Raw genomic sequence first — 17500 nt, 5'->3', positions numbered from 1 at the left:
CAACGCGACCCGGGTCTTGCGGCAAGCCCCCCAGTCTGCTATATGTTCAAAGTGGCAGGGAGTAGACCTCCTTGCCTTTCCTTTTGGCCGTCCAGGCCCACGGTCTCCTCCCCCGATCCGACCTCCCCGGTCTCACGGGATCGTTCGCGATGGAGCGGGTACGTCGGTCGCGGCGCTGGCGTAGCGGCGGGCCAGCTGCCCGAAGGCGTCCCTGAGCTCGGCCGGACCGACGACCTCGATGTCGGCGTCGAACCTGCCGATACTGGCGGCCAGGCCCCGCCAGGACCACGAAGCCAGGACGAGCCGGCACCGATTCGGCCCTAGCTCCTCGACGACCCCGTCGCGGGTGTAACGGGAGACGGCGCTGGCGGGCAGGTCGAGGATCACCTCGCCGCGGCAGGGCCAGTCGCCGGTGCGTTCGGAGCCCTGGAACCTGCTGGCCACGAAGGCGGCCACCTCGCCCCCGGGCAGCTCGCGCGGGGTGAAGCGGGGCCCGGTGGGGGTACGCGGGGTGATCCGGTCGGCCCGGAAGGTGCGCCAGTCCTCGCGGTCGAGATCCCAGGCGACCAGGTACCAGCGGCCGCCCCAGGTGACGAGGTGATGGGGCTGCACCCGCCGCGGCGGGCGCTGCGCGCTGTCGCCGGGCACCGCCGGTGGGGACGCCGCGGTGTAGTCGAAGCGCAGCACCTCGCGGGCGTGCACGGCGGCGCTGACTGCCATCAGCACGCCACTGTCGACCTTCGGGTCCGGTCGGGTCGACGGTTCGACGGCGGTCACCTGGAGGGTGTCGATGCGGTGGCGCAGCCGCGCGGGCATGACCTGCCGGACGGTGTTCAGCGCCCGCACCGCGGCTTCCTCGATGCCGGCACCGGTGGTCGTGGCGATCTGGAGTGCGATGGCCAGCGCGACGGCCTGCTCGTCGTCGAAGAGCAACGGTGGCAGCTCCCTGCCGGCGTTGAGCCGGTAGCCACCGTCGGGACCCTTGACGGCCGCGATGGGATAGCCCAGCTCCCGCAGCCGGTCGACGTCCCGGCGCACGGTGCGCGGGCTGATCCCCAGCCGCTCGGCCAGCAGCGCCCCCGGCCAGTCCCGGCGCGCCTGGAGCAGCGAGAGCAACGACAGCAGTCGCGCCGAGGTCTTCAGCATGAATCTCATCCTGCCCCGAGAAGCGGCCAATTCCTGGCCGCTTCTGCTGCGACTGTTGTCGCGTGCCAGTCAACGACCGCAAGCTGAAGGGGGCGCACGTCGTGACCGCCCCCGCCCCGTCGACCCTCGACCGCCCGACGAGCTGCTCCGGGATGAGCCGATGACCGTTCTCGACACCCGGGCGCTCAACCGCGCGTCGCTCGCCCGACAGCTGCTGCTCGATCACGCCGACGTGCCGGTCCTCGACGCCGTCGCGCACCTCTGCGGCCTGCAGGCGCAGGAACCGCAGGAGCCGTTTGTCGGGCTCTGGTCCCGGCTGCGCGCGTTCGACCCGGCGGTGCTCTCAGACCTGTTGACCCGGCGCAGCGTGGTGCGGACCCACCTGATGCGCCGTACCGTGCACCTCCTCACCGCTGGCGACGCCCTGGCCTGGCGGGCCCGCCACGACACCATGCTGCGCCAACGGGTACTCGGGACCTACCGCGACGAGCTCGCCGGGGTGGACCTCGACGAGCTGGCCGCCGCAGGCCGGGCGGTGATGGCCGACGACGAGCCCCGCTCGATGACCGAGCTGGCGCGGGTGCTGGCCGAGCGTTGGCCGCAGCCGGGAGCGCGGGCGCTGGGCGAGATGCTGATCGCCGCCCTCGTCCCGATGGTGCAGCTGCCGCCGCGCGGGCTGTGGCGTACGAGGGGCGGAGTGCGCAACGTTCCGCTCTCCTCCTGGCTGGGGCGCGAGATCGACCCGCCGGCTCCGGACGGCTCCGATCCGGTCGGCGAAGCGCTGGTGCGGCGCTATCTCGCCGCGTTCGGTCCCGCAACCACGGCCGACCTGCGCGCCTGGTGCGGGCTCGCCGGACTGCCGGCCGCGGTGGCCGCGATCCGCCACGAGTTGGTCAGCTTCCGTGACGAACGGGGTCGGGTGTTGCTGGACCTTCCCGACGCGCCCCGCCCGGACCCCGACACCCCCGCGCCGGTGCGGTTCCTGCCGGCGTTCGACAACGCGCTGCTCGGCTACCAGGACCGCACCCGGATCGTCGACGACGCCCACCGCGGCCTGTCGGTCGCCGGCGCGCGCGTCGTCCTGCTCGACGGCCGGGTCGCCGCGACCTGGACGGTGACGGCTGGCACCGTGACGGTCACGCCGCTGCGCCGCTTCACGCGAACCGACCGCACGGCGGTGGCCGAGCAGGGGCAGGCCCTGGCGTCCTTCCTCTCGGACAAGGACAGCGACCGCGTCGAGATCGCCGCGTCTCCCGGCTGAGCGCTCGCCCCGCGCGCTGCGGACCGGGTCACCGCCGTGCCGCGACCTCGGCGAGGGCGCGGCACGGCGGGTCGGGGGTCAGGCCACGTCCGGCGCGCCGGTCTCCCGCAGCCGACCGCCGTCGAGCCGCAGCCACCGCTCCACCTTGATCTCGTGCAGGAACCGTTCGTCGTGGCTGACCACCACGAACGCCCCCCGGTACGCCCCGAGCGCACTTTCCAGCTGGGCCACGCTGACCAGGTCGAGGTTGTTGGTCGGCTCGTCGAGCAGCAGCAGCTGCGGCGCCGGCTCGGCGAAGAGTACGCAGGCCAGGGTGGCGCGCAGCCGCTCGCCGCCGGAAAGCACGCCGACGGGCAGGTGTGCCCGGGAGCCGCGGAACAGGAACCTGGCGAGCAGGTTCATCCGCTGCGCCTCGGGCATCGCCGGGGCGAACGCGGCGAGGTTCTCCGCCACGGTGCGGTCGAGGTCCAGCAGGTCCAGCCGCTGCGACAGGTACGCGACCCGGCCGTCGGCCCGCTTCAGCTGACCGCCCTGCGGCTCCAGGTCGCCGTTCATCAACCGGAGTAGGCTGGACTTGCCGGCGCCGTTCGGGCCGGAGAGCGCGACCCGCTCCGGCCCCCGGATGGTCAGGTCGATGCCGTCGCCGCCGAAGAGCTCCCGCTCACCGTGACGGATCCGCAGGCCCTCGCCGGTGAAGACCGTACGACCGGCCGGGACGCTCGTCTCGGGCAGCTCGATCGCGATCTTCTGCTCCTCGCGCAAGGCGCGGCTCGCGTCGTCGAGCCGGGCCCGGGCGTCGCTCACCCGGGCGGCGTGCGTCTCGCGGGCCTTGCCCGCCGACTCCTGCGCGCCCCGCTTCATCGTCCCGGCGAAGATCTTCGGCAGGCCGGCGTTCTTCAGGTTCCGGGAGGCGTTGCTGGCCCGGCGCTCGGCCCGCTCGCGGGCCTGCTGCATCTCCCGCTTCTCCCGCTTGACCTCCTGCTCGGCGTTGCGGACGTTCTTCTCGGCGACCTCCTGTGCGGCGCGGGTGGCCTCGGAGTACGCGGTGAAGTTCCCGCCGTGCAGGTGCAGCTCGCCGCGGTCGAGTTCGGCGATGCGTTCCATCCGGTCCAGCAGCGCGCGGTCGTGGCTGACGAGCAGCAGACACCCGCGCCACTCCTCCAGTACGCCGTAGAGCCGCTGCCGGGCGTCGACGTCGAGGTTGTTGGTCGGCTCGTCGAGCAACAGCACGTCGGGACGCTTCAGCAACTGGGCGGCGAGGCCGAGCGAGACCACCTGCCCACCGCTGAGCGTGTGCAGGCGCCGGGTGAGGGGAACCTCGCCCAGGCCGAGGCGGTCCAGCTCGGCGCGGGTGCGTTCCTCGATGTCCCAGTCGTTGCCGATGGTGGTGAAGTGCTCCTCGCTGGCGTCACCGGCCTCGATGGCGTGCAACGCCTCGATCAGCGGGGCGATGCCCAGGACCTCGGCCACGGTCAGGCCGCCGGAGAGCGGCAGGGTCTGCGGAAGGTAGCCGAGCACGCCCTGGACGGACACGCTGCCGCCGGTGGGCTGGTACTCGCCGGCGATCAGCTTGAGCAGTGTGCTCTTGCCCGCGCCGTTCGGGGCGACCAGGCCGGTGCGGCCCTCGCCCACGGTGAAGGAGAGCTCCTCGAAGACCGGGGTGTCGTCCGGCCAGGAGAAGGAGAGGTTCGAGCAGATGATGGATGCGTTGGACATGCCACAGGCCTCAGGAGGTGGTGGGCGCGCCACGGCGGCCGCCCAGCGGGTGGAAAGAGACGACGGAATGGCCACGGCGGCTGCGCTGTCGCGCGCCGGCCAGCGGCCGAGCACGTCCGGTATCACCCGGAGATGTCGTCGTCACCCACCATGTCTGGTCCCCCTGGTCCCGATCTTCGCTGTTCCCCACGATAACAGCCGGCGGCGTCATGGGGAGGCGGGCTCAGCCGTCGGCGTCGGCCCGGCGTACGTGGCGGTGCCCGTCGCGCGGGAACGGCGGCTGGGCGGGCAGCACCTCCTGGAAGCGGAAGCCGGTCTTCTCGGCCACCCGGCAGGAGGCGGGATTGTCCACCTGGTGCAGCAGCTCCAGCCGGCGCAGCCCGGCGTCGGCGAAGCGGGCGAACGCCCAGCGGCTGACCGCGTCCAGCGCCCGGCCGGCGACGCCCCGCCCCCGCGCCGGGGCGGCTGTCCAGTAGCCGACCTCGGCGTCCGGGCGTCCCTGGGTGACCCGCTTGAGCACCACGTTCGCCACCAGGCGCTCGCCGATCCCGGGGTCCGGTTCGAGAACGGCGAAGCTGAGTTGGTCACCGTCGCGCCAGCCCTGCCGCATCCGGGCCAGCCACCGGTCTGCCTCGACCGTGGTGGTGACCGGCAACCGGGTCCACCGCCGGAGCACCGGATCCTGATAGGCGGCCAGTAGCGCGTCCCGGTCGTCGTCGCGCCAGGCGCGCAGGATCAGCTCGGGCGCGGACCGGGTCGCCGGCGCCCGCAGGATGATCGACACGTTGCCCAGTGTGCCTGCCGGCGGGTCGCCGCTGCTGCCCCGCCTGGGCCTGCCGCGGACGGGGTGTGGCGGCCGGAGTGCGCGCTGCGGGCTCAGGCCGCGGTGCGGCGACGCCAGGGCAGCCAGGCCAGGCGGGGCGTGCTCGCCGAGCCGGTGGCCGGCGGGGGCGTCGGTCGCGCGGCGGCGGCCTGGCGCTCGTCGCGCCAGCGGCGGACCACCTCGTCGACGTTGACCGGCCGCACCACCACCTTGGGGCCGGTCGGCATCCGCAGCCACGCCATGACCTCGGCGTTCAGCACGGCGCAGAAGGCCCGCACGGCCTGCTCGGTGGGCAACTCGCGCACGTCGTGCGGCACCCGCTCGATCTTGCGACGCAGCTGCAGCGGGGTCGGGAGCAGCAGCTCGCTGGGCAGCTTCTCCCGCTCCATGAAGCTCTTGATCCACCACGACTCGTCGTAGGGCTGGTTCCGGCCGGGGATCGGCTTGCCCGCGCCGGGCAGGTTGTCGAATTCGCCGCGCTCCTGGGCGGAGCGGATCTGCGCCTCCACCGTGGCTTCCCACATGTTCGTCATCCGGCGGCACCTCCCTGACACACGGTAACGCGATCGGCCTCGCGGCCGTTCCCGCATCCGGGCCGGTCAGACGGCGGCCGTCGGGCTGATCCCGCGCATGGCCGCGACCGCGAGGTCGAGCCCGACCCGGTAGTAGTGCGCCGGGTCGGTGCAGTAGGCCAGGGTGTCGGCGGCGGCGACGACGTTCGGGTAGCGGCGGGCGGGAAGCCCGGCGATGGTGGCCCGGCGGGCGGAGATGGCGTCCTCGGGGCTGTCCTGATCGGGTTGCGGGTCCACCCGCGGCTCAGCGGTGACCAGCGCCACCAGCGCGCAGATGCTCTGCCGGCCGACCTCGGCCGCCTGCGGCACGTCGAATCCGCCCTCGCGCAGCAGCGCGAGGCAGCGCTCCGCCAGGGCGAGACCCGGGGTCGAGGTGAGGATCCGGGGCAGGGTGAGTCGGGCCACGCTCGGGTGCGGGCGCAGGGCGTCGAGGAAGGCCGCCAGCACCGACCGCATCTGCTCGTGCCAGGGGCGCTCGTCCGGCTCGGGGAGGACGACGTCCGCGAGCAGCCGGTCGGCGAGCGCGTTGAGCAGGTCGTCCTTGTCGGTGAAGTGGCGGTAGAGCGCCATCGGGGTGACCTGGTGCTCCTGGGCGAGGCGGCGGATGGTGACCGCGTCGAGCCCCTCCGCGTCCGCGACGGCGAGGGCGCTGGTCACGATCTTCTCCGGGTCGAGGCCCCGGGGCGCCCTTGTGTTCTGCCTCATGCTCGCCACCCGGCCAGTGTACTACGTACACATCCCGGTATACGTTGTAGATGTACGGCGTAGATCGAATCCGTGTACCGGTTAACAATCCCGAGGTAGGTAATGCGACGCAGCCCCTGGGCCACCCTGGTCGTACTGGCACTCGCCCAGTTCGTCGTGGTGCTCGACGTGACGATCGTGAATGTCGCGCTCCCGGACATCCAGGCCGACCTGAACTTCTCCCCCGACAACCTGCAATGGGTGATCAGCGGCTACACGCTGCTCTTCGGCGGCTTCCTGCTGCTCGGCGGACGGGCCGCCGACCTGCTCGGCCCACGACGGGTCTTCATCGCCGGACTCGCCCTGTTCGGCGTGACATCGCTCGCCGCCGGCCTCGCCACCGACCCGAGCCTGCTCATCGCCGCCCGGGCCGTACAGGGCCTCGGTGGCGCGCTGCTCTCACCCGCGGCGCTCGCGATCCTCACCGTCACCTTCGCCCACGGGCGGGAACGCAACATCGCGATGGGTGTCTGGGGTGGCCTCGCCGGGCTCGGCGGGACGCTGGGCGTGGTCGCCGGCGGCGTCCTCGTCGACTCGTTGAGCTGGCGCTGGGTCTTCTTCGTCAACGTGCCGATCGTGATCGCCCTGATCGCCGTCGTGCCGGCCGTCGTACGCCGCATCGAGGCTCACCGTGACGGCGCCCGCACCTTCGATCTGGTCGGCGCCGTACTGAGCACCGTCGGCCTGCTGCTCCTCGTCTTCGGCGTGGTACGCGCCGAGTCCAGCGGATGGGGCTCGGTCCAGGTGTCGGGCAGCCTGATCGGCGGGATCGTGCTCCTGGTCGCGTTCGCAGCGGTCGAGGCGCGCTCCCCGGCGCCGCTGGTACCCCTGCAGCTGTTCCGCTCGAGGGCGCTGAGCGTGTCCGGCGGCTCACTCGCCCTCAACGGCGCCGCCTTCCTGTCGATGTTCTTCCTGACCGCGATCTACCTACAGCAGGTGCGGGGCGACTCCGCGTTGGAGGCCGGCGTGCACTTCCTGCCGATGGGTGTCGCCGCGATCGTCGGCGCGGTCGTCGCGAGCGCTCTGGTCTCCCGGATCGGCACCCGGACGATGCAGCTGGTCGGCACGGCCCTCAGCGTCGCCGGGCTGCTGTTCCTCTCCCAGGCCGGTGCCGACGGCGGCTACGCGAACGAGTTGCTGCCCGGGCTGCTGCTGTTCGGTTTCGGCATCATGTGGGTCGGGGTACCGGCTCAGATCGCCGCGGTCTCCGACGTCGTGCACCACCACGCCGGCGCCGCCTCGGGCGTGGTGAACGCCGTCTACCAGGTCGGTGGAGCGCTGGGGCTGGCGGTCGTGACCACCATGTCGGTCGGCCGGACCACCGACGCGCTCGCCGAGGGAGCGTCGCAACAGGCGGCCCTGGTCGAGGGCTTCCACCGAGGACTCCTGGTCGCTGCCGCGTTCGCCCTCGCGAACCTGGTCGTGACGCTCGGCGCGCCGCAGCTACGACCGAGCGCCGACGAGGTTGCCGAGGCCTCCGTCGCGGCCTGACACCCAGGCTGTCGGCGCCGCCCACGCGGCGCTGTCCCCGAGCCGCGCCACTCTCCCCGGTGGCGCGGCTCGGGGCTGGTCGGTTGCCGTTGGGTGCCCGCAGGCCACGAAGCCGTCGGTGGCTCTCGGCCGGGACCGACGCGACGCGTAGCGTCGGCCCCGGCGGTCGACGACGGGGGGTTCGGGCCATGGTCGGTACGGGTGCGCTGGTCGGCATGGTGCTGGTGGCGCTGGGTCTGGTGCTCACGCCCGGCCCGAACATGGTCTACCTGGTGTCCCGCTCGGTGACCCAGGGCCGCCGGGCCGGGCTGATCTCGCTGCTCGGGGTGGCTGCCGGCTTCGGGGTCTACCTGACGGCCGCGGTCGCCGGGCTGGCCACCGTGTTCGTCCTGGTGCCGGCGCTGTACACGGCGGTGAAGCTGGCCGGCGCGGCGTACCTGCTCTGGCTGGCCTGGCGGACGCTGCGCCCGGGCGGGCAGTCACCCTTCAACCCGGCCCCGCTGCCCCCCGACCGGCCCCGGCGGCTGTTCACCATGGGCCTGGTCACCAACCTGCTCAACCCGAAGATCGCGATCCTCTACGTGTCGCTGCTGCCGCAGTTCGTCGATCCGCAGCGCGGGCACGTCGCCGCGCAGAGCCTGCTGCTGGGCCTGACCCAGATCGCCGTGGCGCTGACCGTCAACGCGCTGATTGTGCTCAGCGCCGGCACGCTCGCCGGGTTCTTCGCCCGCCGCCCGCTCTGGCTGCGGGTGCAGCGCTGGGTGATGGGCACCGTGCTGGGCGCCCTGGCGGTGCGCATCGCCGCCGACCGGTCCCGTGCGGCGGTCGCCACGCCCTGAGCTGTCGCGCGTCGCACGCCGCGCCGGGCCGCCGCCTGACGGTCAGCCCGGGGCGTCGCGGTGGCGGCGGAGCATCCCGGCTGCCAGCGGCGCGGCGTCCAGGTCGCCGGCGGCGATCCGGGCGGCCACGGTACGGCGTACCAGCCGGTCGGCCAGCCCGGGGGCGTGCCGGGCGAGCGCCAACTCCAGTCGACCCCTGGTGGTGGTGGGCACGTCCCGGGGCGCCCGACGGGCGGTGGCGGCGCGCTGGATGGCCTTGACCACGCCCTGCACCGGCTCCAGCCGGGACACTCCCTGCAGTGACAGCCCGGCCCTGACGGTGCTGTCGTGGATCGACGACTCCACCATGCTCGGGTAGACGACGCTCACCCCGACGTGGGTGCCGACCTCGTGGCGCAGCGCGTCGGCGTAGGCGACCAGGGCGCGCTTGCTGACCCCGTAGGCGGCGGCGAGCGGCAGTGGCAGCACCGCCATCCGGCTGGCCACGAAGATCACCCGTCCGCGTGCGGCGATCAGGTCGGGCAGCGCCGCGGCGGTGGTCCGCCAGCAGGCGAGCAGGTTCACCTCGAGTTGGTGGCGCACCACCTCGTCGGGGGGCAGCTCGGCCGGGGCCGGGCCGCCGATCCCGGCGTTGTTGATCAGCAGGTCCAGCCCGCCGAGCCGGTCGACGGCGTCCCGCACCGCCGGCGGCACCGCGCCCGGGTCGGTCAGGTCGCAGCGCAGCACCGTGATGTCGCTGTCCGGTGTGGGGTGCAGGTCGAGCCCGACCACCCGGGCTCCGGCGGCGCTGAACGCGGCGCAGAGGTGCCGGCCGAAGGTGCCGGTCGCCCCGGTGATCAGGACCCGTCGGCCGGCGAGCCGGGTCACGAGCGGGCTCCGGAGCGGGCGCGCCGGGCACCGGCGGTCAGCTCGCGGCCCAGCTCGGCCAGGTACGCGTCGAAGTCGACCCGCATCGCCGGCCGGCGTTGCCCCCAGCGGGCGGTCGCGGCCCGCAGCTCGGCCCGGCAGGCGGCCCGTTGCGCCTGCGGCTCGGGCAGGGTGTACCGACCGGCGAGGTGCGCGGCGACCAGCCGGGCCTGCGCCTCGACCAGGGGAAACGCCGCCCCGGTCGACTGCATCAGGCCGACGAACGTCAGGCCCGGGGCATCGGGGTGGAACACGTGCCGGTACAGCGGCAGGGTGTCCGCGCCGCCGGCGAGCAGCGCCCGGTCGAGGAACGGGACGTCCACCCGGTAGCCGGTGCACCAGACGACCAGGTCGACCTCGTCGCTGCGGCCGTCGGTGAACTGCACCCGGTGGCCGTCGAAGCCGGCGATGCCCGGGCGCGCCTCGATGTCGCCGTGGGTCAGCCGGGACAGCAGCCCGTCGGAGAGCGTCGGGTGGTCCTGGAGGAAGCCGTGGACCGGCGCGGGCAGGCCGTAGCGGGTGGGGGCGCCCACGGCGGTGGTGAGCATCGCCTGGCTGATCCGTTGCCGCAGCCGCCAGGGCAGCCGCCGGGCCAGTGCCCCGTTGAGGGTGTCCGACGGGCGCCCGAGCAGGTACTTCGGCACCACCCAGACCCCTCGGCGCAGGGAGAGCAGGGTGCGGGTGGCCGCGTACGAGGCGTCGACGGCGATGTCCATCGCCGAGTTGCCGCCGCCCACGACCAGCACCCGGCGACCCGCGAGCTGCTCCGGGCCGCGGTAGTCGTGGCTGTGCAACTGGGTGGCGGCGCAGGTGCCGGGGTAGGCGGGGTCGGGTGGCCTGGGCACCCGGTTGTGGCCGTTGGCGACGACCACCGCGTCGACGGTGACGCTGACCGGCCCGTCGGGTCCGCTGGCGTGCACCGTCCAGGTGCCGTCCGGATTGTGGACGACCCGCTCGACGGTGTGCCGCAGCCGGACGGCGTCGAGCAACCCGAAGCGCTCGGCGTAGCCGGCGAGGTAGCCGGCGATGCGGGTGTGGTCGGGGTAGTCCGGCCAGTCGTCGGGCATCGGGTGGTCGGCGAACTGGGTGCGGCCCCGGCTGGTGTTCAGGTGCAGGGTCCGGTACGCGGGCGAGCCGGGCGAGCCGTACACCCAGAGGCCACCGACCTGGTCGGTGGCCTCGAAGCAGACGGCGTGCACGCCGGCGTCGGCCAGGGCCTTGAGGGTGGCCAGTCCGGCCGCCCCGGCGCCGATCACCGCCGCTGTCGGCTGCGTGCCCATCCGCGTCTCCCCGGCTAATCCAACGTCTGATGGATAATCGTCGGGCGGGGTCCGTCCGTCAAGGGCCGGCGGGGCCGTGCATCCGGTCCAGGAAGTGGTGCACGAAGACCCGGAACTCGCGCCGCTCGCGGGCCGCCGACGAGCCCGCCGCCTGAATGGCCACCACGTGACCGTGCACCGCCCAGACCAGGCTGCGGATGGTGATGTGCGGGGTCGGCTCGACCAGTGCGCCCGCCGACGCGGCGGCGGTGAGCAGCTGCGCCACGAGCTGGTACAGCGGGGTGGCGTACCGCTCGTCGAGGTCGGCGTGCCGGTGCGGCTCCAGCCAGCGGCGCAGCCACAGCGCGGTGGTCTCCGGCCGCTCCTCCAGGAAGTCGACGAAGGTGTCGACGAGGTCGTGCAGCGCCCGCCGCGCCGCCTGCGGCCCGGCGGCCAGCGCCGATCGGGCCCGCTCCGCTGCGGCCTCGAGCACCTCCCGCTCCGCGGCGAAGACCCACGCGAAGCAGGCGTCGTAGAGCTGCGCCTTCGTACCCATGTGGTGCGAGACCGTGGCCACGTCGACGCCGGCGGCCGCCGCGACCTCCCGCAGCCCGACGGCGTCGAAGCCCCGCTCGGCGAAGAGCGCGGTGGCCACCGTGAGCACCACCTCGCGGGTCGGTCGCGTCTCGTCGCGCCGGGGTCGGCCCGGGCGGCGTCGGGGCATGGTCATGGCCGCCATTCTCCCCCTACAATCCATCAACTGTTGGATTGGCGGGCGGGCGTGCCCGGACGGGAGACGGCGATGACCGGGCTCGACCAGCAGCCGACCACCGTGGACGCGACCACCCTGCCCCGCGGACCACTTGTCGGTTTCGCCGCCGGTTCGCTCGGCATGGGTGTCTGGGTGACCGTCCCCGGCCTGCTGCTGCTCTACTTCCTCACCGACGTGCTGGCGGTCGCGCCGTGGCTGGCCGGCCTGGCCCTGCTGGTGCCGAAGGTCGCCGACGTGCTGCTGCATCCCTGGGTCGGGCACCGGTGCGACGTCGAACAGGCCCACCGCGGCGACCGGCAACGGTTGCTGCTGCTCGGCTGCGCCCTGCCGCTCGCCTTCGCCGCGCTGTTCGCGGTGCCCGGCGACCTCACCGGCGCCCCCGCAGCCGCCTGGGTTGCCGTCGTCTTCGTCGCCGGCAACCTGCTCTTCGCCGCCTACCAGGTCCCCTACCTGGCCACCCCCGCCGACCTGCGGATCGGCTACCACGAACGCACCCGGCTGATGGCGTTCCGGATGGTCGTGCTCACCCTGGGCATCCTGCTCTCCGGGCTGCTCGCCCCCCTGCTCACCGGCGGCGACGCCGCGACCCGGGGCGGCTACCAACGGATGGGCCTGTTGCTCGCGGTCGGGATGCTGGCCACCATGCTGGTCGGGGTCGTCGGCATCGGCCGGCTGCGCCGGGTCGCGGCGGCGACGGCGCCGGCGCACGGTGGCGGATGGCGGGCCCTGCGGGTGGCGCTGCGCGACCGGCAGTTCCGCTGGCTGGTCCTCGCCTACCTGGCCATGTCCACCACCACCCACCTGGTCCTCGCCGCGGTCCCCTACTACGCCGAGTACGAGCTGGGCCGTCCCGGGCTGACCACGGTGCTGGTCGGGGCATTCGTCGCGCCGGCGTTGCTGGTCACCCCGGGGTGGCTTGCGGTGGCCCGTCGGGTCGGCAAACAGCGGGCGTTACTGGCCGCGCAGGGCGCGTTCGCGGTCGGCTCGCTGGTGCTCGCGCTCGGCCGTCCGGCCGGCCTGCCGGTGCTGGTGGCCGCGGTGGCGGTGCTCGGTGTCGCGTTCGCCGGCATGCAGCTGCTGCCGTTCTCGATGGTGCCGGACGTGATCCGGGCCGCCGGCACCGTCGGCGCGGGCACCTACACCGGGGTCTGGACGGCCACCGAGGCCACCGGCGCGGCGCTCGGCCCGTACGCCTACGCCCTGTGCCTGGCCGGCGGCGGTTTCGTCGCCTCCGCGGCCGGCGAGACGGTCGTCCAGCCGGACTCGGCGCTGGCCGCCGTGCGCTACGGCTTCGGTCTGCTGCCGGCGGCGGTGATGCTCGCCGCGCTGCTGCTGCAACGCAGGTACACCCTGGACCGGGCCGCCCGCGCCGGGAACTGAGCCTCGCGTCCCAGGGTGCCCGAGCGTCGACCCCGCGCGGCCCTGATCGCCCGGCGGCCGCCGCGAGCTGGCCCGCCCGCGCGCCACTAGACTTCAGCCTCGATGGACGCCCAGCCCACCCCCACCGACACCCGCCCCTGCGCCCACTGTGGACGGCCGGTGCCGCAGCGCGTCGGCGCGGGCCGGCCGTTCCGCTACTGCCGGGACAACGACGGCGACTGCCAGCGCGCCTCCCGCAACAGCCGGCTGCGCCACCGCAACGCCCCCGGTCTGCCCGGGCAGGTGGCCCGCACCTGGGAGGCGGTGGACCGGCTCGACCAGATCGTGGCGTCGCTGTCCGAGGCGCTGCACGCCGAACTTTCCCCGGCCGGGGTGGAGCGGCAGCTCGCCGAGACCCGCGCCGAGGCCGCCACCACCGTGGCCGCCGCGCAGGCCGAGCGGGACGAGGCACGCCGCGACGCCGAGGACGCCGAGGCGAGCGCGGCGCAGGCCCTGGAAGCGGCCCGCGTCGCGCTCGCCGAGGCCGACGAGGCCCGCACGGCGGCCGACCGCGCGCGCGAGCAGGCCGACCGTGACGCCGAACGCGCACGGCAGGCCGACGCGGCCCGCGACGAAGCGCGGCAGACGGCCAGCGCCGCCGAGGCGCTGCGGGTGCAGGCCGAGCGGGACCGCGACGCGGCCCGGCAGGAGCTGCGGACCGTGCGGACGGAGCGCGACGCCGAGCGACGCCGGGTGGGCGACCTCGCCGCCGAACGGGACAGCGCCCGCGCCGACGCCGAACGGGCCACCCGCGCCGCCGCCGAGGCCGCCGCACGCGCCGAGCGGTGGCAGGGCGAGGTCGAGGACGTCCGCCGGCAGATCGAACAGGCGCGCACCGACGCCGTCCGGGCCCGCGCCGGCGCGGCCGACGCCGTGCGGGCCCGCGAGCAGGCCGACCGGGCCCGGGACCGGGCCGACGCTGACGCCCGCGCGGCCGACGCGGCGCGGCAGGAGGCGCAGACGGCGGCCGGCCAGCTCCGAGCCGAACTGGCCACCGCCGCCGCGCAACGCGACGCGCTCGCCGGCGAACTGGCCGCCGCCCGGCAGGCCGCGGCGACCGCCGAGAACCGGCTCACCGAGCTGACCGTACGGCTGGGCGCCGCCGAGTCCGACCTGGACCTCGCCCAGCAGCGGGTCGCCCAGCTCGCGGGCCAGGTCAGCGACCTCGCCGCGGCGCTGGCCCGGCTGGGAACCGGCCCCGCTGCGGGCGCCGGGGCCGACGTTCCGGTGGGCTGAGCAACCAGCTGCGTCCATGCCTGGTCACCCTCCGTTCATCAACCGTCTACCGTCCATTCAGATATTTACTGGTGGCGATTATCGGGAGGGCACCGTCGGCAACCTCCCCTAGCATCGGCCTTGACCGATACGGCTTCAACGTGTTCACGGGGGGACGCACGTGCCGGCCAGGCCGAACGAGTACGTCTTCGCTGCCTCTTTCGCCCAGGAATGGATCTGGCTGGCCAGCCAGATCGGGACCGACGCTTCGGCCTACAACCTTCGCGCACCCGTTCTGCTGCCGGCCGGCACCGACGCCGAGGTGCTGCGCGCCGCGCTCACCGAGCTGACCCGCCGGCACGAGCCGCTGCGCACCGCGCTGCGACCCGGCGAGGGCGGGCTCACCCAGGTGGTCCGCGCCGAGGTGCCGATCCACGTCGAGGAGAGCGACCTTCGCGGGCTACCCGAGGCGGCCCGCGCCGCCCGGCTGGCCGAGCTCACCGCCGCCGACCTGGCCGCACCGTTCCCGCTGGACGAGGCGCCGCTGTGGCGGGCCCGGCTGGTGCACCGGCCGGAGCGCCCCGCGCTGCTCTTCACCGCGCACCACACGATCTTCGACGGCAGCTCGACGCCGATCCTCATCGCCGAGATCGAGGAGCTGTGCCAGGCGTCGCTGCAGCGGCGTGCGCCGCGCCTGCCCGCCCTCGACATCCAGTACGCGGACTGGGCGGTCTGGCAGCGCGAGCAGGCCGACAGCGCCGCCGCGACGGCCGAGCTGGCGTACTGGCGGCAACGGCTCACCGACGTGCCGCCGGTGCACGGGCTGCTGCCCGACCGGACACGCACCGCCTCGGCCGCCCGGCCCGGCGCGGAGGTCACCTTCCCGGTGCCCGCCGGGCTGCGCGACGCGGTGGCCGAGGTCGGGCGCGGGCACGGCGCGAGCAGCGCCATGGTGCTGCTCGCCGGCTACGCCGCGCTGCTGCACCGGCTCACCGGTGACACCGTGCTGCTCGTCGGGCTGCCGGTGGCCGGGCGGAACCGCCCGGAGCTGGCCCCGATGATCGGCATGTTCGTGAACACCCTGGTGCTCCGGCTCGACGTCGGCGGCGACCCGAGCTTCGGCGCGCTGCTCGGCCGGGTCCGGGAGACCATGCTCGCCGCCTGGGAACACCAGGATGTGCCGCTCCCCCGCCTCGTCGAGGTGCTCAACCCGCCCCGGCTGCCCGGAGTGCAGCCGCTCTACCAGCTCGGCTTCAACTACCTCGGCGAGGTGGGGCTGAGCACCAGCAACGGGGTGGCCCGCGAGGAGCTGCTGCTGGAGGTCGGCGACTCCACCGGCCGGCTGGAATACCGCAGCGACCTCTTCGCCGCCAGCACCGCCAAGCGGATCGTCGAGCGCTACCTGACCCTGCTGCGCGCCGGGCTGGCCGAGCCGCAGCGGCCCCTGTCGGCGCTGCCGCTGCTGCCCGAGGCCGAGCGGGAGCTGCTCGTCACCGGCTGGGCCGCCGGTCCGCCCGCCGCGCCGGCCGACCGCACCGTGGTCGACCTGATCCGCGCCCACGCCGCCGCCACCGCAGACGCGGTCGCGATCCGCGACGCCGGCCGGTCGCTGACCTACCGGCAGCTCGACGAGCGCTCCGCCCGGCTGGCCGCCCGGCTGCGAGCCTGCGGCGCCGGGCCGGAACGTCTCGTCGGGGTGGCGTTGCCGCGCGGCGCCGACGTGGTGGTCGCGATGGTGGCGGTGCTGCGCGCCGGCGCCGCGTACGTGCCACTGGACCCGGGATATCCGCCGCGGCGGTTGGCCGACCTGATGGCCGACACCGCCGCCGAGGTGGTGCTGACCTCCGCCGCGGTGGCCGACGCGCTGCCCGCCGGGGCGTACCGGGTGCTGCGGGTGGACGACCCCGACGCCGGCCCGGCCCCCGGCGACCGCGAGCCGACCCCGGTGCCAGCGGGCGGCCTGGCCTACGTGCTGCACACCTCCGGCTCCACCGGGCGACCCAAGGGCGCGATGATCGAACACCGCTCCCTCGCCGCGCACGCCACCTGGTTCGCCGACCGGCACGGCATCACCCCCGCCGACCGGCTGCTGGTCCTCGCCTCGCCCAGCTTCGACCTGTTCGGCCAGGAGGTCTACCCGGCGCTGGTCGCCGGCGCCACCCTGGTGATCGCCCCACCGGCGGGAGCGCTCGACCCGGACGCGGTGCTCGACACCGTCCGGGCCGAACGGGTCACCCTGCTCTCCTGCGTGCCGACGGTGCTGCGGCACCTGGTCGCCCACCCCGGCCTCGCCGCCGCCGACGAGCTGCGGCAGGTCGTCTGCATCGGCGAGCAGCTCGACGGCGACGTCGCCGCCGGCCTCGCCGCGATCCACCAGGTGCCGTTGCACAACCTCTACGGGCCCACCGAGACGACCATCGCCGTCTCCGCGTACACCGTGGCGCCCGGCGCCGCCCGGCCCGGCCCGGTGCCGATCGGCGTGCCGATGCCCGGCGCCCAGCTGTACGTCCTCGACGAACGCGGCGACCCGGCGCCGGTCGGCGTACCCGGCCACCTGCACGTCGGCGGCGGCCCGGTCGGCCGCGGCTACCTGCGCCGCCCCGCGGAGACCGCCGCGGCGTTCGTGCCCGACCCGTTCGGGCCGCCCGGCGCCCGGCTCTACCGCACCGGCGACCGCTGCCGGTGGCGCGCCGACGGAACGCTGGAGTTCCTCGAACGCCTCGACCGGCAGGTGAAGGTCAACGGCGCCCGGGTGGAACTCGGCGAGATCGAGACCGCGCTGCGCGCCCAGCCCGGCGTCCGGCAGGCCGCGGTGGCGGTACGCCCCGACGGGCACGGCGGGCAGCGGCTGGTCGGCTACCTCACCGGCCACGTCGACGCGGCGGCGCTGCGGGCCGCGCTGCGCGACGTGCTGCCGCCGCACCTGGTGCCGACCGCCTTCGTCGCGCTCGACGCGCTGCCGCTGATGCCCAGCGGCAAGCTCGACGTCGCGGCGCTGCCCGAGCCGACCGGCGCCGGGGACGCGCCGGCGTCGTTCACCGCCCCGCGCACCGGGGCGGAGGAGCTGGTCGCGGCGGCCTGGACCGAGGTGCTCGGGATCGACCGGATCGACGTGCACGACAACTTCTTCGACCAGGGTGGGCACTCGCTGCTGGCCAGCCGTGCCGTCACCCGACTCGGCGTCCTGCTGGACCTGGACGTACCGATCCACCTGCTGTTCGCCAACCCGACGGTCGCCGAACTGGCCGTCGAGGTGGAGCGCCTGCTGATCGCCCGGCTCGACGAGCTCTCCGAGGACGAGGCGGCCGCGCTCCTCGCCACGCTGGAAAGGTAGCCC

14 protein-coding genes are annotated in these 17500 nt (G+C 74.6%); 6 read left to right on the top strand and 8 right to left on the bottom strand.

Annotated elements, in window-relative coordinates; all coding sequences use genetic code 11:
- Nucleotides 1-132: 132 nt before the first annotated feature.
- A complete protein-coding gene (locus ACIP9D_RS29785) occupies nucleotides 133-1146 on the bottom strand; it encodes a YafY family protein (protein WP_350874378.1) in 1014 nt (337 codons plus the stop codon).
- A 160-nt stretch (nucleotides 1147-1306) separates the two neighbouring features.
- Between ACIP9D_RS29785 and ACIP9D_RS29780 the strand changes: the two genes are divergently transcribed.
- On the top strand, nucleotides 1307-2407 hold the full coding sequence (locus ACIP9D_RS29780) for a winged helix DNA-binding domain-containing protein (RefSeq protein WP_350874377.1): 1101 nt from the start codon (nucleotides 1307-1309) through the stop codon (nucleotides 2405-2407).
- 78 nt (nucleotides 2408-2485) lie between these two features.
- Here ACIP9D_RS29780 and abc-f read toward each other — a convergent pair whose 3' ends face one another.
- The 4 genes from abc-f to ACIP9D_RS29760 all read right to left on the bottom strand — a co-directional run bounded on the left by abc-f (nucleotide 2486) and on the right by ACIP9D_RS29760 (nucleotide 6223).
- Nucleotides 2486-4123 (bottom strand): ribosomal protection-like ABC-F family protein, encoded by a 1638-nt coding sequence (abc-f, locus tag ACIP9D_RS29775; RefSeq protein WP_350874376.1) that lies wholly within the window; start codon nucleotides 4121-4123, stop codon nucleotides 2486-2488.
- Between the two features lie 223 nt (nucleotides 4124-4346).
- Nucleotides 4347-4907 (bottom strand): GNAT family N-acetyltransferase, encoded by a 561-nt coding sequence (locus ACIP9D_RS29770; RefSeq protein ID WP_350874375.1) that lies wholly within the window; start codon nucleotides 4905-4907, stop codon nucleotides 4347-4349.
- A 92-nt stretch (nucleotides 4908-4999) separates the two neighbouring features.
- On the bottom strand, nucleotides 5000-5479 hold the full coding sequence (locus tag ACIP9D_RS29765) for a DUF1992 domain-containing protein (RefSeq protein ID WP_350874374.1): 480 nt from the start codon (nucleotides 5477-5479) through the stop codon (nucleotides 5000-5002).
- Nucleotides 5480-5545: 66 nt separating this feature from the next.
- Entirely contained in the window at nucleotides 5546-6223 is a 678-nt protein-coding gene (locus ACIP9D_RS29760; protein ID WP_350874513.1) for a TetR family transcriptional regulator, read from the bottom strand.
- Between the two features lie 102 nt (nucleotides 6224-6325).
- Here ACIP9D_RS29760 and ACIP9D_RS29755 point away from each other — a divergent pair, with 102 nt between their 5' ends.
- Together ACIP9D_RS29755 and ACIP9D_RS29750 are read left to right on the top strand one after the other, a co-directional pair.
- Nucleotides 6326-7753 carry a DHA2 family efflux MFS transporter permease subunit gene (locus tag ACIP9D_RS29755; protein ID WP_350874373.1) on the top strand — a complete coding sequence of 476 codons (1428 nt, stop codon included), beginning with the start codon at nucleotides 6326-6328 and terminating at the stop codon, nucleotides 7751-7753.
- 188 nt (nucleotides 7754-7941) lie between these two features.
- Nucleotides 7942-8592 carry a LysE family translocator gene (locus ACIP9D_RS29750; protein WP_350874372.1) on the top strand — a complete coding sequence of 217 codons (651 nt, stop codon included), beginning with the start codon at nucleotides 7942-7944 and terminating at the stop codon, nucleotides 8590-8592.
- 42 nt (nucleotides 8593-8634) lie between these two features.
- Here ACIP9D_RS29750 and ACIP9D_RS29745 read toward each other — a convergent pair whose 3' ends face one another.
- From ACIP9D_RS29745 to ACIP9D_RS29735, 3 genes are read right to left on the bottom strand one after another with little or no spacing between them, the layout of a single operon-like run.
- Nucleotides 8635-9459: an SDR family NAD(P)-dependent oxidoreductase gene (locus ACIP9D_RS29745; protein ID WP_350874371.1), complete on the bottom strand. Its 825-nt coding sequence runs from the start codon at nucleotides 9457-9459 to the stop codon at nucleotides 8635-8637.
- Nucleotides 9456-10778: an NAD(P)-binding domain-containing protein gene (locus tag ACIP9D_RS29740; RefSeq protein WP_350874370.1), complete on the bottom strand. Its 1323-nt coding sequence runs from the start codon at nucleotides 10776-10778 to the stop codon at nucleotides 9456-9458. Before ACIP9D_RS29740 ends, ACIP9D_RS29745 begins: the two co-directional genes overlap by 4 nt.
- 58 nt (nucleotides 10779-10836) lie before the next feature.
- Nucleotides 10837-11487 (bottom strand): TetR/AcrR family transcriptional regulator, encoded by a 651-nt coding sequence (locus ACIP9D_RS29735; protein ID WP_350874369.1) that lies wholly within the window; start codon nucleotides 11485-11487, stop codon nucleotides 10837-10839.
- A gap of 72 nt (nucleotides 11488-11559) precedes the next feature.
- Between ACIP9D_RS29735 and ACIP9D_RS29730 the strand changes: the two genes are divergently transcribed.
- The 3 genes from ACIP9D_RS29730 (at nucleotide 11560) to ACIP9D_RS29720 (ending at nucleotide 17497) form a co-directional block, all read left to right on the top strand.
- Complete coding sequence (locus ACIP9D_RS29730; RefSeq protein WP_350874368.1) at nucleotides 11560-12909, top strand: MFS transporter; 1350 nt, start codon at nucleotides 11560-11562, stop codon at nucleotides 12907-12909.
- 102 nt (nucleotides 12910-13011) lie between these two features.
- Nucleotides 13012-14184 (top strand): hypothetical protein, encoded by a 1173-nt coding sequence (locus ACIP9D_RS29725; RefSeq protein WP_350874367.1) that lies wholly within the window; start codon nucleotides 13012-13014, stop codon nucleotides 14182-14184.
- A gap of 160 nt (nucleotides 14185-14344) precedes the next feature.
- Entirely contained in the window at nucleotides 14345-17497 is a 3153-nt protein-coding gene (locus tag ACIP9D_RS29720) for an amino acid adenylation domain-containing protein (RefSeq protein WP_350874366.1), read from the top strand.
- Nucleotides 17498-17500: the final 3 nt, after the last annotated feature.

This window comes from Micromonospora sp. NPDC093243, assembly GCF_044753725.1.
Lineage (GTDB): Bacteria > Actinomycetota > Actinomycetes > Mycobacteriales > Micromonosporaceae > Micromonospora.
This window is presented reverse-complemented; position numbering and strand designations above follow the sequence as displayed.